Origin of the sequence: Megasphaera coli, from assembly GCF_900095855.1 — a bacterium.
Lineage (GTDB): Bacteria > Bacillota > Negativicutes > Veillonellales > Megasphaeraceae > Megasphaera > Megasphaera massiliensis_A.
Genome location: NZ_FMIY01000002.1, coordinates 892,097 through 907,504, shown reverse-complemented (window position 1 = coordinate 907,504; position 15,408 = coordinate 892,097). Strand labels below are relative to the sequence as shown.

The window sequence follows — 15,408 nt, the reverse complement described above, 5'->3', positions numbered from 1 at the left end:
AATGAAGCGAGTTATCGTCAGTGGTGCTAACGGTTTTATAGGTAGTGCTGTTGTTAGATATTTAGTATCGAAACAAATTCATGTCCTTGCATTACATCGAGTAGATCATTATAATAATATACCTGTATCGGACTTAGTGATACATGTTCCTTTTTCTATTGAAAATATAGCTGCAGTAGCTGAAGATATTCCAAAGGAAAAGTATGATGCCTTTTACCATTTTGCTTGGGCTGGAACCTCTGGAGAGGCACGCGCCGATACGCGATTACAGCTACAAAATGCCCAATGGACTGTTGATGCTTTAACTTTGGCTCATACATTAGGGTGTGCCCGCTTTGTTGGTGCCGGCAGTATTATGGAACATGAAACAATGGCTGCTGCATATACTCAAGGCAATAGGCCCGGACTCGGTTATATTTATGGCGGCGGTAAATTGATTGCCCATGTCATGAGTAAATCTGTAGCAGCAAAGTTGGGGATTGATTTTGTATGGGCGGAAATTACAAACGCCTATGGTGTAGGAGAGATCAGTCCGAGGCTTGTTAATACAACGATTAGAAAATGTATCAATGGAGAAGCACCGCAATTTACTGCCGGTACGCAAAATTATGATTTTGTATATATTGACGATGTTGCCAGAGCATTTTATCTGATCGGCAAAAATGGCAAACCTTTCCATGAATATATTATTGGCAGTTCAGAAGCTAAACCGTTAAAGTCATTTTTGCTGGAAATGAAAAAATCCATTGCTCCGGATTTGGACTTTATTTTTGGTGATATTCCTTTTACAGGTACTAATCTGTCGTTAAATGTGTTTGATTGTACACAAACAGAAAAAGATACCACGTTTAAAGCTGAAGTTAGCTTTGCTGAGGGAACGAAACGAACGAGAGCTTGGTTAGAAAAGGCAGGTAAGTAAAATATGAATCAGAATTTTGAATTTGTAGAGACTGAGATTAGTGGAACATATTTAATTAAAGTATTTAATGCGCCGGATATTAGAGGCTGTTTTACAAAAGATTATTCGCAGGGAATTTTTGAAAAAAATGGGATTAATTATAACTTAGCGGAAGTTTTCTATACTACTTCTCATAAAGGCGTCATTCGGGCACTTCATTTCCAACGTGTAAAACAGCAACCAAAATTGGTTCGTTGTATTTACGGGCATATATATGACGTAGTTGTTGACCTGCGTAAAAATAGCCAAACATTTAAAAAATGGCTGGCTTTTAATTTAAAAGGAGACAGTTATACGGAAGTTTTAATTCCTGCCGGGTGTGCGCATGGTTATTTAGTGTTGGAAGAGTCTATTGTCTCATATAAATGTGCTGAGAAATTTTACGGCGAATACGATGGCGGCATTCGTTGGAATGATCCGGATATTAATGTAGAGTGGCCATTAGATAAAATCGGTAGCGGTGAGAAGCTGATTTTAGCTGATAAGGATAAAGAATTACCATATTTGAAAGAGTTTATTAATGAATTTGGGGCATTTTAAATGGACTGTCTTGTAATTGGTGCCGGCCTATCCGGTTCCGTGATTGCCAGATATTTAGCAGAAAACCATAAAAAACAGGTATGTGTATGGGAGCGTAGAGCGCATATTGGTGGAAATATGTATGATTACGTTGATAAACATCATATACGGGTACAAAAATATGGACCACATATATTCCATACCAATAGCAAAGACTTATTTTCATATATGCAGCAATATGTGGAAATGACACCTTTTGATCTTACCTACAATACGTATATGGAGGGAATATATACAGATACGCCTTTCAATTTTAAAACAATAGATGATTTTTATACGAAGTCGGATGCTCAAATTTTGAAAGAACGTATTCGGAAATATTTTGGTAATAAATCAGAAGTCTCTATATTAGAATTATTGGAGTCTACGGATATTCTTATTAAAGAATACGCAGAGTTTCTATATGAAAAGGATTATAAACCTTATACAAGCAAACAGTGGGGAATTCCTGCGAATGAGATAGATCCCAGTATTTTAGAACGGGTTAAAATCAAACTATCTTACAGTAACAGATTTTTTGATGATATATATCAAGCCGTGCCGTATGAAGGGTATACCAGCTTTTTTGAGACCTTGCTGAATCATCCTAATATTACCGTTGTGACAGGGAAAGATGCCCTGGAATCAGTGTGTATTTCTGAAAAGACGGGGAGTGTTTTAGTGGATGGCAGTGTTCTTGATATTCCCGTTATTTATACCGGTGCATTAGATGAACTATTTGGTATGGATGAAGGTGCTCTTCCATACCGTTCTTTAACATTTAAATGGTATTATGAAGAAATAGAAGAAAAACAGACTGCAGCAGTTGTAGCCTATCCTCAAGCCAGAGGATATACAAGAATCACGGAATTCAAAAAATTGCCAATACAAAATGTCGTTGGCACATCGTATGCTGTAGAATATCCTGTTCAATATAAGCCTAACGTTAAGCAAGAGCCGTATTATCCTATTTTAACAGATGCAAGCATTGCGTTATCTAATCAGTATAAAAAGAGAGCCAGTAAGATCACTAATTTGTATGTATGTGGAAGATTAGCTGATTTTAAATATTATAATATGGATCAAGCCTTAGAAAGAGCTTTATATGTATGCAGCACTATACACATATAGTGCTGCATATGCTCTGCTTGATATGAGGATTATTTGATGCTTTGATTACTGAAAATATATTGCAAGAGAGTTTTTCATTTTTGTTGCATAGAAATTACAAGAAAACTGTTATATATATTTGATTTTCTGCATTGCAAAGGTACAAGAAAAGGGCCATAAAATTTTGCTCTATGGAAATGGCGGTTCTGCAGCGGATTCGCAGCATATTGCAGCCGAATTTGTGGGACGTTTTGTAAAAGAACGGTGCTCGTTGCCGGCCATAGCACTCACTACGGATACGTCGATTTTGACAGCCGTAGGGAATGATTACGGGTACGAGCAAATATTTTTGCGCCAAGTAGAGGGATTAGGGCAAGCGGGTGATGTGCTTATCGGTATTTCCACATCCGGCAACAGTGCTAACGTAGTGAAGGCTGTTGAGTTTGCCAAGACTATGGGTATACAAACCTTTGCATTCACCGGAGACGGCGGCGGCAAGTTGAAGGAGCTTTGCGATTTGACTTTAGCCGTACCGACTAAAACGACGGCCCGTGTTTAGGAGATGCATATATTGGCGGGCCATATTATTTGTGAATTAGTTGAGGAAAATTACTAGCTTGTTGGATACCTCGATACTACCAAAGGCGGTGGCGAAATGAAAAATTCTCTCTTATTTACGTTAATAACCAATATGGAAGGCAAAGGAGAAACACGGATCCAGAATCCGAGCGTAAAGGATATATGTAAGGCCTTGGATGCCTTTGACTTTAATAAGTGGAATTATATAGTGCTGGAGCCGACGGAGCCTATTGACAACAGTGTGTATCTGCTGGTAGGCACGTGCTGCAGGCGGGATGAGGACGGCAATGTTATTGAGTCCTATGATGCGGAAATGCGCCTTGAATATGATGGATGCGTTCCGCCAATACGCGATTACTACGGATGATTTGGATAAAGTGAAGGGGTGGGTTGAAGCATATTTGCTGGAAGGGCGGCTCCCGAATCTCAGCAGCTGGACGGATATTACGGAAGACTTGGAGAAGGAAGAGGCTGAAGCGGTACAAAATATAGCTCCGCCCATACTGGATTATATTAGAGAACATATTCAGGATGACGGCACGTTGCCGCCTGATTTCAGCATCAATGCGGTCTATGAAAGCGGCAGGCACGGTATTTCTTTTGTTGACGGTTTTTGGGACGGCACCATAACATATCACGTAGCCCCTGATGAACAGGATCCGGAACCGATATATGAAGTACTCAGACTGATTTCGCAAGCTGATTATGAAGCGGCTATAGACGGGCTTAATTCATATTTCTTTGATATGCGGAATGCCAACATGTTATCTATTATTGACGATATTTCCGAGTGGTTGATAGAGCATGAAGAAGAGCTGGATGCCAATAATTTAGCGTATTTTACGGCCAATATGATTACTTTTTCGCGGAATGTGGAAGTAATTAAATTTTCACTGGCTCTATTGGGATCTTGTGACTTAGGCGGTATAGACGAGCTGGCTGCCTGTATACAAGATTTGGCAAGGTGTGATGAGTTTACTCTGTTTTGTGTATTTGCCGTACAGGATTGGCCTAATGAGAACGAGTTGATTTTTGAAATGGTCAAGCATGTATTCGGTTGGGGCCGTGTCCTGGCGCTTGAATGGTTGGAACCGGAAACGGAAGAAATAAAGCGGTGGCTGCTGACGGAGGGGTACCGTTGTAATTGGGAGCAGGAATATCCGGCTCTGCGAATTGCCAAGACCGTCGATTTGGCAGACTTGCTGCAACGCGGTTCACTGCCGGAAGATGAGTATAAAGGCGTAGGTGAAATTATAGGTACCTTACTTTTAGAAGATGAGGCACCGGGGCTGTCGGATATAGAAAATAAAGAAGTTATTTTGGAAGCCTTTCTCCGGGAAATGGTAAAGCATACGAGAACCGTAGAGCATTTTGAGCTGGTATTACATATATTGCAGTATGTTCACCCATGGGAGGAAAGTCCGGCGCAGTACCGGATAAAGCAGATGTGCGGTGATATTTTGGTTACGCCCGAATGCAGGGATACGGTAGAGGCAGCATTTAAAACGGGCCGGGGATTTTACTTGGCAGCCGCCATGAATATGGAATGTCGGCAGGCAGCTGTTAACTGTATTGAACGTGATCCTTTGGAGAATATACACGTGCTGGAATATGCTTTGGGTGATGACAGGCAGATAAATGAACGGCTCATCGGCCTTTATGAAAAGGCTCTGCCTTTGTATGAAATTGCGACAGGGCCGGACGAGTTATTCGCTTTCGGCCATGAACTGTCAAAATCGTTTTTAATCCTGTCGCAGGTGTTACAACATTTGCACGGTTATGACGGCTTAGGTGAGAAACTCGTTATTTGCGCGCTGCAGTCCCCGGTTGTCAATAACAGGCATATGGCGCTTAATGTCGTTAAAAGCTGGCGGGAACAAGGCGGCATGTTGTCCCCGGCCCTGAAAAAAGCGATAAAAAAGCTGAAAAAGACGGAGATTAACGAGCATATTATAGAAGAACTGAAGGACATATAGCGAGGAGTTCCGCTCTGTGCGGCATTAATACCTTTATTTAACAGCTGAACGATTTATACAATAGAATAACAAAGAGGTTTAGCCTCGCATTAAAATTTTTATAAGTGGTTTTAGACCACGCCTAAACAAGAAGTCATGTTATTCTATTTTGAGTAACATGGCTTCTTGCTATATGTGATTAGGTTGGTCAGACATATGTTAAAAAATCGTTGAAGGAAGAACAAGTTGGGTTCTACCTTTGTTATGAAGAAAAATATGTTCTAACTCATGAGCAAGAACAAATGCGCGACATACAAAATGGATGGTATCATTATCTAAATTAATTCTATTTCCAAGGAGTCCTTGTCAATCTATTTTCCACAACAACTTGACACTGTCCTTTTATATAGGTTCATTGACTTCATAAAAAGAATTGTGTCATAATAAACTAAGAGTTTTGGTTGCTGTAGTACGTGTGAGAGGTGAGGGGTATGGCGACTCAAAGTTTTATGAAAAATTTTTCGATACGTAAACGAGATACGCAAAAACTGATCAGAATTATTAACTCAAATAAGAAAGTTTCTTTCGAGAAAGACTTCACTGAAGAAGAAGTAAAAAAAGAGCATGTTCGTGCATTTTTGGGTATGAAACTGAATGATAGATTATAATACTATTGCGCTTAGTGAAGTCATTGATGATGAAGAAATCGTACAATTTATTATTGATAGTTTTTCTTGCCCGTTAAATCCGGAAGTAGAGACTTTCTTACGAGATAAATCCATTGAATTTGAAAGATTGGGGTTATCTCGTACTTATTTTATCTTCGGGCAGTATAAGGGTGAGAAGAAACTTCTAGGATACTATGCCATTGCAGTTAAACATCTAAGTATGGTTAATGGGGTATCAAATAGGATTCGAAAAATAATTTCCGGGTATTCCGGCAGAAAAGACTGTGCAGTATATTTGGTGGGGCAACTAGCAAAGAATTATAAAGACAGAATTGATCAAGCTCATTTAATCACTGGACGTCAACTGTTACAATTGGCAATTGATAAGATTATGGTGGTTCATCGAATTATTGGTGGTCGGGCAGTTGTTGTCGAGTGTGAAGATATAGGTTATTTAAAACGATTTTATGAAGAACAAGGTTTCCAATGGGTGGATAAAGATAAAACCGATCATCTACTCCGTTATTATATTGGTATAGATTCAATTCTGACATAAAATACATGCTCCAGTATTAAGGACTTTCATTTTACTTAATATGTTTCGGTTGTAGAGACCGGATAAACGAGGAATATAATGGGATTGGCGTCACCATTGTTTAGGGAATGGTGTTGTCAATCCGATTTGCAATATAATTAGGATTTCAATATATAACTATAGTGAAATAGTAAAAAACGCGTTTTTTACTATTTCACTATTTTTTTATTATAATAAGCAACGATTTTACTATTTGGAGGAGCCTTATGACATATCAGGGATTAACCGAGCTGTATTATAAGTATCCGGATGCCTATGAAGCTGAATATGAACGGCGGTTCAACGGCCCCTTTACGAAGCATTTGCCTTTTTCTGTTCGCCAGGTCGGGTATCCTATGGAAACAGAAATGTAACGGCCGTTCTATAAGATAAAAATGTTTAGACTATAACACACTTGCCAGGTATTTTAAAGAACGGGATAATTTGAATTAACCTATAAGGTAAATAAAATAGTTGATTTATTTCGCAGTTTGACATAAAATAATATTAACCTTATAGGTAAATGAGGTGCGGCGTTGGAAATCCTATATAGGAGTAAAAAGTTGTGTAAAGTGTGTACAGATGCAAATGTTGCTCGTAAGGAATATGGCGATGAAATGGCCCGGAAAATTCATCAGCGGATTGATGTAATTAAAGCAGCTGACACAGTTGAAATTTTGGTTCAAGGACACATCGGGCGATGTCATTTATTAACGGGAAATAGGGCCGGTCAATATGCAATGGATTTAGTTCATCCGTACCGGTTGGTTTTTATTAAAATAGGGCAGGAAATACAAATCGCCCGGATACAGGGAATTATCGATTATCACCGGTAAAGCAAAGGGAGTGAAAATTATGTTGGAGAGTAAAACTTATATTGCTACACCACCGGGTGCTATGATTAGGGAACAGCTTAAAGACCGCGGCATGACACAAAAGGAATTTGCCGCGCGGATGGGAATGTCTGAAAAACATATCAGCAAGCTTGTTAACGGGGATGTTCATTTAACACCTGACATGGCCGGAAGGCTGGAGCTGGTCTTAGGGATACCGGCCGGATTTTGGAATAAGCTGGAAGCTGTTTATCAGGAGAAGCTAATTCGAGTAAAGCGGGAAAATGAATGGGCTGAGCAAAAGAAGCTGGTAAGTAAGTATCCATATAGTGAAATGGCTCAATGGGGTATGGTTCCGAACACTGATAACCGATTGGAAAAATACATTAATTTATGTAAATTTTTTGAGGTCAGTGATTTAAAGCTTCTTAACAATAAGGGATTGATGCCTTCTGTATGTCGAAATTTGCCCGTGACGAAAAAAAATGCGTATATTATGCGGGCTTTGGCACAATATGCAAAAATTAAGGCAAAAAATATAGAAGTCAAGTCTTTTTCCGCCAATAATTTGGCAGGTAAAATAGAGGAAATACGCAATATAACGAGTGGCGAAACGGGAGATTTTGAGGAACCGTTGTCGGATATGCTCAGGTCTTGTGGTATAGCGCTGGTGCTTTTGCCGGCCTTGAAGAACTCTTTTTTACACGGCATAACCTTTTACGATCGCAATACGGATAAAATTATAGTAGGGATTACAAGGAGCGGCACAGATGATTTAGATAAATTTCGCTTCAGCCTCTTTCATGAAATTGCGCACATTTTGAAGGAGCATATCTGTTTGAAGGACGGTATATCGGATGAGGCGAGGAGCGTTGCAGGTACCGTAGCTGAAGCATACTTGCAGCCCTACGGAAAGTTAAGAAAATCGGTATAAATTTATATACAAATTAACCCCGCTTGATTCGGCTTTTGTCGGATTGAGCGGGGTTGTCATATATTTCAGTTCTGCGGCGCTTCGATGGGGTCGTAGTCTGCCGGCTTGTCCGTAATGGCCGCTTCGTCGACAGCCGACGGTACGGGTGCAAATTCCGGGCGGCACAGTATCCGGATTGCGTCCATATAAGGCGGTACGATCGTGTCCATGAGAAGGTAGCGCTTGCGGAAGAGGTTTCTCTTCTGTGATTTGATTTCGCCGTATTTGCGGCGTTTTTCTTCGATGGGCAGGGCGAAGAAGTGTTTCTCGCCCGGTGCTTTCGTCGCTCCTTCTTCGAGCCAGAAGGTATTAAATTCCGTCTTCTTGGAGCGGTTGCCGCGCAGAAGGTGGCTGTTCGTGTAGAAGCCTTCGTCCGTAATGACGTAAAGATTTTTGATTCCCAAGGTCTGTGTGAAGATGCGCAGCAAGTAGAGTATAAAGTTTTTCGGCCTGTAACCGAAGAGTTTTTTCGTTAAGACTTTCGTCTGCTCCAGCCCTTCCTTGGAGCCTTGCAGGGTGCCGACATAGACGGACGGCATCCCCTCCGCATTGTAGTCGAAGCGGAAGTTGAAGTGGTACATCATTTGTCCGGCATAATAGAGGTAGAGGGAGAGAAAGCCTTCTTTGCGCTGGCCCGTATCGAAGCGGAGACTGCACTCCAAGGGCAGGTCGGCGTCAGGTGATTTCCACAGCGTATAGTCCGTGCCCCAGTAAAGGTTGTGAATAACCTCATCCGTAAACATGGTGCGGAGAATAGTAAAGTGGTGCTCCAATGCATCGAGGCGATTGCGCATGGTCGAGTTTTTAAAGAGAAAAACGCGCGTCATCACTTCGTGGAAGTCGCGGTCCTTTTCGGTGAGAAACCCCTTCATGGGCTTGCAGGCATCCAAAAAATCATATAATTCCCGGAACAGCGGTTTATTGGTCACGGCTTTGCAGAAGAAAACGAAGGCCCGTTTATCTTCTCTGATATTACGGTGTTTATAAATAAGGCGCGACAGGTTCCAAAAATAGGATGTACTGAGCATAGCTGCCTCCCGAATCAAAATTAAAACAGTACATATATTATAGGAGTAAGTTTTTTGGCCTGTCAACCTTTTTCAGGGAACGTGAATCGCGCCTTTTCTTGCAAAAAGTCAAAAAGTCTAATATAATAAGACATAAAGTCAAAATTTCATGTTTTGACCCGTCATTTTTATCTTTTCATGAGGTGATACTATGAGCATTCTCGCTGATAAAATAGAAAAATTTATTCTTCACAAACTCCTTGCGGAAGAGGAAGAAAATATCGTCTTGCGCCGCAACGAATTGGCGGACGAACTTGATTGCGCACCGTCACAAATCAGCTATGTCCTGAGCACGCGTTTTTCCAATGACAAGGGGTTTATTGTCGAATCGCGCCGCGGTTCCGGCGGCTTTGTGCGCATCGTGCGGATTGCCCGCAAGAAGAAAGCGGACCGCATGCCCGTCATGCTGTCCGAGCGACGTCCTGCCGTCAGTATCTCTCTGGACGATTTGGACGGTCTCCTTTTCAGTTTGTTGAAACACAAGGCGGTTACCAACGGGGAAGCCATTATGCTGCACCATACGTTTCGTGCGCTCTTTGCGGAAATCGACGATGAGCCGAAGCGCATTGCCGTCATTACGCGCATTTTAAAGAGTCTCAACCTGCGCCCGAATATGTGAAAGGAGAAGTCTTATGTTATGTCAAATGTGTAAACGCGAGGATGCGGTCGTACACATTACAAAGATAGAAAACGGTAAACGTACGGAACTGCATCTTTGCGCAGTCTGCGCCAATAAGCAGGGGGCTTTGGGCGGAGAACGTGAAATGAACAATATGGATAACGATTTTTTTCGTAAAATGATTTATCCCGGTTACACCGGCGAACCTATAGATGAACCGCAGTGCAGCCGTTGCGGTATGACGTACAGCGAGTTTGCCCGTGACGGCAGGTTCGGCTGTCCCTTCTGCTATGATGCCTTTGCCGAAGAAATTGAGCCGCTCATGCGCCGTATTCACGGTCATGCCCGTCATGTCGGCAAGGTACCCGAACGGGGCAGCGGCGTTTTTCGTACGGCTACGCACATTAAGCGGTTGAAGCAGCATTTGCAAAAGCTCGTGGACCGGGAAGCGTATGAAGAAGCCGCTAAGGTGCGCGATGAAATTAAGGTGCTTGAACGGCAGCGTCTTCAAAAGGACGGGGAGGGCAGCCGTGATTAAGGAAATGGTCGGGGCCGTTCTCCTGCCGTGGCAGCATGATCCGACCATGGACGGTGATATAGTTCTGGACAGCCGCGTGCGCTTGGCGCGCAACATCAAGCAGCATCTTTTTCCTGCCCGCGCGTCTGCAGAAGAGCTGCAGGCCGTCACGGCAGAGGTAAGTAAGTCCTTGCCGCAGCTTGATGCAGCCTGCCGTTGCGGCTTTGAATATACGGCTCTTGAAAATTTAACGAGGAGGGAAAGGGAGCTTGCCGCGGCAAAGCGGTTTATTTCAGGTGCCTTTGTGGATGAGCCTGAAAACAGAGGACTGGCGATTCGCGAGGACGGTGCGGCAGCACTTATGGTGAACGGGGCGGATCATCTTGTCATCAGAACGGTCGGAAACGGATTTGCTCTTCATAAGGCTGCTTATGATGCTTTTCGTATAGATGATGCGTTGGAAGAAAAACTGGATTTTGCTTTTCATGAAGACTTCGGTTACCTTACGTCCGTTCCGTCCCTGACGGGGACCGGCTTTTCCACCGGTGTAACGCTTCACTTGCCGGCTCTGGCCGCCATGAATCGATTGCGGCGGATTACGCAGGATATTACAAAATTCGGCTTTGTCTTCGGCGGTCTGTACAGCAGCCGCAATATGTATGTAGGCAATATTTTTCAAATCAGCAATCAAGTTATGCTCGGCGTAACGGAAAAAGATATTATCAGTCGTTTGGAAGAAATTGTCACGCATGTTGTAAAAGAAGAACGGGAGTGTCGGACACTTTTACTGAAAAACGAGCCCGATACGCTGCACGATCGCTTAATGCGCAGTTACGGCCTTCTTTCACAGGCCTGGCTCGTCGATTATGAAGAGGCTCTGTCGCTCCTAAGCGACGTGCAGCTGGCCGCTGCGCTGGGATATCTTTCGTTGAGGACTCATGCTTATGCGGCGTTGATGAGCGTCAGTGAGCCCGCCTATATTCATGTTGCCGGCGGAGGCGTTCTCGACACGGAAGAAAAAGTGCGGGCGCGTATATTGCAGCATACACTTCGCGAATACCTTTTGTAAGAATGTATATAACCTGTAAGGAGGGGATGTGCATGTATAATCGGTTTACTGATGATTCTAAAAAAGTTCTCCGCTATGCGCGCAATGCGGCACAGCGGTTGGCTCATAATTACGTGGGGACGGAACATATACTCTTGGGCCTCGTGCTCAACGAAGAAGGGACGGCCGGGCAGATGCTCAGAGATATGGGCCTGACGCCCACAAACGTGACTCGTGCCGTAGAGAATATTGTCGGTCTCGGGATGACGCCGAACGCACATCTCGTCCTGACGACGGGCATGAAAGAGGCTATGGAGTTCGCCGTTGAAGAATCGAAACGCCTCAAACAGTCCTATGTAGGGACGGAGCATATATTGCTCGGCCTCTTGCAGAAAGATGACAGCATGGCGGCGCAAATTTTGGAAAGCATGGATATTGCGCCGCAGGAAATTGCCGAACGGATTTACGCCTTCGAGCAGGGCATGTCCTCTTCGTCGCGACATGATGAAGGACCAGATGACGGGGCGGAAACGGCGGCTAATGAAGAACCCCTTGAGGACGACGGCTTGTCCGCTTACGGCAGGGATTTAAATGAAGAAGCACGCAAGGGAAAAATCGATCCGGTCATCGGCAGGGCTAAAGAAATTGAACGGGTTATTCAAATCCTTTGCCGCCGCACAAAGAACAATCCTGTTCTCCTGGGGCAGCCCGGTGTCGGTAAGACGGCCATTGCCGAAGGATTGGCGCAGCGAATTGTCGATGGCGAAGTGCCCTATATTTTGGCGGACAAAAAGGTCTTTTCTCTTAATTTGGCAAGCCTTGTTGCGGGTACGAAGTTCCGCGGCGAGTTTGAAGAACGTATTAAACGTCTTGTAGATACGGTGAAAAACGACCGTTCCGTCATCCTTTTTATTGATGAACTGCACCAGCTCATCGGCGCAGGTTCGGCAGACGGGGCGATGGATGCGGCCGATATATTAAAGCCCGCGTTGGCGCGCGGCGAATTACAATGTATCGGTGCGACGACGACGGAAGAATACAAGAAATACCTTGAAAAGGATTCGGCCTTGGCACGGCGGTTTCAGCCTATTCGCGTGGAAGAACCGTCGCGGGAAGAAGCCGTACAGATTTTAACGGGCCTGAAGGAGCGGTACGAAGAATTTCATCACGTCCGTCTCGAAGACGAGGCCGTTGCCGAAGCCGTATTCCTGTCGGCACGGTATATTTCGGACCGCTTTTTACCCGACAAGGCGATAGACGTCATTGACGAAGCGGCCGCGAAGGTACGCATTTGCGCCACTGCGCCGACAACGGAAATAAAGAGTTTGGAACGGGAATTGGCACAGCTTGCGAAAGAGAAGAAAGCGCTTCTCGCGGCGGAAGATTTTGAAGCCTGCGCAGCCCTGCGCGACAAGTGCAAGATTCTTGAAGAAAAGCTCCGGCATCTGCGCGGCGGCAAAAAGGCGGCAGAAGAAACGGCGCCTGTTGTTACCGCGGCCGACGTAGCCGATGTCGTGTCCGTCTGGACGGGGGTACCCGTGCGGCAGCTTACGGAAACGGAAGCGCATCGGCTGCTGCATTTGGAAGAAGACCTGCACAAACGCGTCATCAGCCAGGACGAAGCGGTTACTGCCGTTTCCAAGGCTATACGCCGCGCCCGGGCTGGTCTTAAAGATGAACGCCGCCCTGTCGGATCCTTCCTCTTCCTCGGACCGAGCGGCGTAGGCAAGACCGAGTTGGCCCGCGCGCTGGCAAAGCAGCTCTTCGGCAGCGACGACGCCCTTATTCGTATCGACATGAGCGAGTTCATGGAGCGCCACAATGTTTCCCGTCTCATCGGTTCTCCTCCCGGCTATGTGGGCCATGAAGAAGGGGGCGAACTTACGGATAAGGTGCGGGAGAAGCCGTACAGCGTCATCCTTTTTGACGAAGTGGAAAAGGCGAGCGGCGATTTCTTCAACCTTCTCCTGCAGGTCCTGGACGACGGCAAACTGACCGACTCCAAGGGCCGCAGCGTGGATTTTCGAAATACGGTCATCATCATGACGAGTAACCTCGGCGCGTCTCACTTGCGGCCGGAAACGCCGACCATGGGTTTCGACACCGACAGAGAACCGGCAGGCATGGCCGCTTTTGAAGGGGCGAAAAAGGAAATCCTCGCCGACGTGCGGCGCTTCTTTAAACCCGAGTTTATTAATCGGCTGGATGAAATGCTCGTCTTCAAGCCTTTGGAAAAGGCGGACTTGCGGCATATTGTGGGCATCATGTTGACGGACCTTGAAAAGCGGCTGGAAGAAAAGGGCGTTCACTTTGAAAAGACGGCTGCCGCCGTGGACGTTCTCGTCGGCGAGGGCACGGACTTCGCTTACGGTGCGAGGCCCCTGCGCAGAGCCGTTCAGAAGCAGGTGGAAGATCCCGTTTCCGAGCTGCTTCTTGCCGGCAGCCTGACGGAAGGACAGACTGTCCGCGCCGACAGCACGGACGGCAAGAATTTGACCTTTACCGTTATTGATGTCACATAAGGAGAAGGGATGGCAAAGATAAAAAGCCGCTATGTCTGCACGGAGTGCGGCAGCGTTTCCGCCAAATGGCTGGGGTGCTGTCCGCAGTGCGGTCAGTGGAATACACTGCACGAAGAAATAGAGGCGCCGCCCGCCCCGGTCGCGGCCCGTTCAGTCGTGCGCCGGGCCGGGAAATCGCCGGCAGCGCTTAAGGATATTAAATCGGAAGAGACGGCCCGCCTCGTCACGGGTATCGGCGAGCTCGACGCCGTCTTGGGCGGCGGTATCGTGCCGGGTGCTCTCATTCTCTTGAGCGGCGATCCGGGCATCGGCAAGTCGACGCTTGTTCTGCAGCTGGCTTCAGCCGTTTGCGGGGCGGCCGGAACGGTCCTTTACGCGACAGGGGAAGAGTCGGCTGGACAGATTAAGCTGCGTGCCCGGCGCCTGGGTATAGACGCACCGGAACTTCTTATTCAGGCCGACACGTATTTGGATGCGGTCTTGAAGACGGCGGAAAATGAAAAAGCGGGCCTTCTCATTGTCGATTCTATCCAGACTATGTATACGAGCGACTGTGACGGCGCGCCGGGCAGTCAGGGGCAGATTCGCGAAGGAACGAACAAACTCATGAACTTTGCCAAGTCGACGGGTATGCCTGTCGTCGTCATCGGCCATGTTACGAAAGACGGCGCCATCGCCGGTCCGCGCCTCATGGAACACCTCGTCGACGTCGTTCTCTATTTGGAAGGGGAGCGGCAGTATCAGTTCCGTATTCTGCGCAGCATGAAAAACCGTTTCGGCTCGACGAACGAAGCCGGTATTTTTACCATGTCCGAAACGGGCCTCAAAGAACTTTTAAATCCGTCGGCTCTGCTCCTGGCGGAACGGTCCGCAGGCGAAGCCGGATCCGCCGTGGCCGCCGTCATGGACGGTTTGCGTCCGCTCCTGGGAGAAGTGCAGGCCCTCACGTCGCGTTCCGTTTTTGCCGTGCCGCGGCGTACTGTTGTCGGTATGGACTATAACCGCCTCATCCTCCTTCTGGCGGTTCTTGAAAAACGTGTCGGCCTGAATTTGTCGACACAGGACGTGTATATCAATATTGCGGGCGGATTGAAGCTGAATGAGCCTGCCGCCGATTTGCCCGTAGCCTTGGCGATCGTCTCGTCCCTGCGCGATGTCGTCGTGGACAAAAACACGGCCCTTATGGGTGAAATCGGTCTTACAGGTGACATCCGCCGCGTGCCCCATGTCAGGCGGCGTGTACAGGAAGCGGCCAAGCTCGGCTTTACACGTTTTATTCTGCCGCGGGGCAATAAGGACGACATGGGCAGGCATACGTATGACGTTGTTTACGTCAAGAATCTCGGCGAAGCGCTTCGTGCGGCGTTTAAAGAGGAGTGATTTAAGTTTCTTTCTGTTCATGTCCGGTTATACATGATATAATTAAT

Annotated in this window: 17 protein-coding genes; 16 read left to right on the top strand and 1 reads right to left on the bottom strand. The window is 46.0% G+C overall.

The window, feature by feature from the left end:
- The first annotated feature begins 1 nt into the window (after window position 1).
- The 11 genes from BQ2674_RS04745 (at window position 2) to BQ2674_RS04705 (ending at window position 8,169) form a co-directional block, all read left to right on the top strand.
- Window positions 2–919: an NAD-dependent epimerase/dehydratase family protein gene (locus BQ2674_RS04745; protein WP_075573363.1), complete on the top strand. Its 918-nt coding sequence runs from the start codon at window positions 2–4 to the stop codon at window positions 917–919.
- A 3-nt stretch (window positions 920–922) separates the two neighbouring features.
- Complete coding sequence (rfbC, locus tag BQ2674_RS04740) at window positions 923–1,498, top strand: dTDP-4-dehydrorhamnose 3,5-epimerase (protein WP_075572689.1); 576 nt, start codon at window positions 923–925, stop codon at window positions 1,496–1,498.
- Window positions 1,499–2,647, top strand: coding sequence for a UDP-galactopyranose mutase (glf, locus tag BQ2674_RS04735; protein WP_075572688.1), 1,149 nt, complete (start codon window positions 1,499–1,501; stop codon window positions 2,645–2,647).
- A gap of 112 nt (window positions 2,648–2,759) precedes the next feature.
- Window positions 2,760–3,185 carry a D-sedoheptulose-7-phosphate isomerase gene (locus tag BQ2674_RS04730; protein WP_083222305.1) on the top strand — a complete coding sequence of 142 codons (426 nt, stop codon included), beginning with the start codon at window positions 2,760–2,762 and terminating at the stop codon, window positions 3,183–3,185.
- A gap of 96 nt (window positions 3,186–3,281) precedes the next feature.
- A complete protein-coding gene (locus BQ2674_RS04725; RefSeq protein ID WP_075572687.1) occupies window positions 3,282–3,572 on the top strand; it encodes a hypothetical protein in 291 nt (96 codons plus the stop codon).
- On the top strand, window positions 3,508–5,181 hold the full coding sequence (locus BQ2674_RS04720) for a hypothetical protein (RefSeq protein WP_205407610.1): 1,674 nt from the start codon (window positions 3,508–3,510) through the stop codon (window positions 5,179–5,181). The genes BQ2674_RS04725 and BQ2674_RS04720 overlap by 65 nt, the downstream gene beginning before the upstream one ends.
- 470 nt (window positions 5,182–5,651) lie before the next feature.
- On the top strand, window positions 5,652–5,828 hold the full coding sequence (locus tag BQ2674_RS08405; RefSeq protein ID WP_159427200.1) for a hypothetical protein: 177 nt from the start codon (window positions 5,652–5,654) through the stop codon (window positions 5,826–5,828).
- A complete protein-coding gene (locus BQ2674_RS04715) occupies window positions 5,815–6,384 on the top strand; it encodes a hypothetical protein (protein WP_075572685.1) in 570 nt (189 codons plus the stop codon). The genes BQ2674_RS08405 and BQ2674_RS04715 overlap by 14 nt, the downstream gene beginning before the upstream one ends.
- Before the next feature lie 245 nt (window positions 6,385–6,629).
- On the top strand, window positions 6,630–6,776 hold the full coding sequence (locus BQ2674_RS08400) for a hypothetical protein (protein ID WP_159427199.1): 147 nt from the start codon (window positions 6,630–6,632) through the stop codon (window positions 6,774–6,776).
- Between the two features lie 198 nt (window positions 6,777–6,974).
- Window positions 6,975–7,238 carry a plasmid maintenance system killer protein gene (locus tag BQ2674_RS04710; RefSeq protein ID WP_235828852.1) on the top strand — a complete coding sequence of 88 codons (264 nt, stop codon included), beginning with the start codon at window positions 6,975–6,977 and terminating at the stop codon, window positions 7,236–7,238.
- A gap of 19 nt (window positions 7,239–7,257) precedes the next feature.
- The gene (locus BQ2674_RS04705; protein WP_075572683.1) at window positions 7,258–8,169 is read left to right on the top strand and encodes a HigA family addiction module antitoxin; all 912 of its coding nucleotides are present in this window, start codon (window positions 7,258–7,260) and stop codon (window positions 8,167–8,169) included.
- A 65-nt stretch (window positions 8,170–8,234) separates the two neighbouring features.
- Here the strand turns inward: BQ2674_RS04705 and BQ2674_RS04700 are convergent, their stop codons facing one another.
- The gene (locus tag BQ2674_RS04700) at window positions 8,235–9,236 is read right to left on the bottom strand and encodes a DUF535 family protein (RefSeq protein WP_075572682.1); all 1,002 of its coding nucleotides are present in this window, start codon (window positions 9,234–9,236) and stop codon (window positions 8,235–8,237) included.
- 190 nt (window positions 9,237–9,426) lie between these two features.
- Here BQ2674_RS04700 and BQ2674_RS04695 point away from each other — a divergent pair, with 190 nt between their 5' ends.
- The 5 genes from BQ2674_RS04695 to radA are packed head-to-tail and all read left to right on the top strand — an operon-like array spanning window position 9,427 to window position 15,361.
- Complete coding sequence (locus BQ2674_RS04695) at window positions 9,427–9,894, top strand: CtsR family transcriptional regulator (protein WP_075572681.1); 468 nt, start codon at window positions 9,427–9,429, stop codon at window positions 9,892–9,894.
- A 25-nt stretch (window positions 9,895–9,919) separates the two neighbouring features.
- Window positions 9,920–10,432 (top strand): UvrB/UvrC motif-containing protein, encoded by a 513-nt coding sequence (locus tag BQ2674_RS04690; RefSeq protein WP_235828817.1) that lies wholly within the window; start codon window positions 9,920–9,922, stop codon window positions 10,430–10,432.
- Complete coding sequence (locus BQ2674_RS04685) at window positions 10,425–11,480, top strand: hypothetical protein (protein WP_075572679.1); 1,056 nt, start codon at window positions 10,425–10,427, stop codon at window positions 11,478–11,480. Before BQ2674_RS04690 ends, BQ2674_RS04685 begins: the two co-directional genes overlap by 8 nt.
- Window positions 11,481–11,512: 32 nt before the next feature.
- On the top strand, window positions 11,513–13,981 hold the full coding sequence (locus BQ2674_RS04680; protein ID WP_075572678.1) for an ATP-dependent Clp protease ATP-binding subunit: 2,469 nt from the start codon (window positions 11,513–11,515) through the stop codon (window positions 13,979–13,981).
- A 9-nt stretch (window positions 13,982–13,990) separates the two neighbouring features.
- Entirely contained in the window at window positions 13,991–15,361 is a 1,371-nt protein-coding gene (radA, locus tag BQ2674_RS04675) for a DNA repair protein RadA (RefSeq protein WP_075572677.1), read from the top strand.
- Window positions 15,362–15,408: the final 47 nt, after the last annotated feature.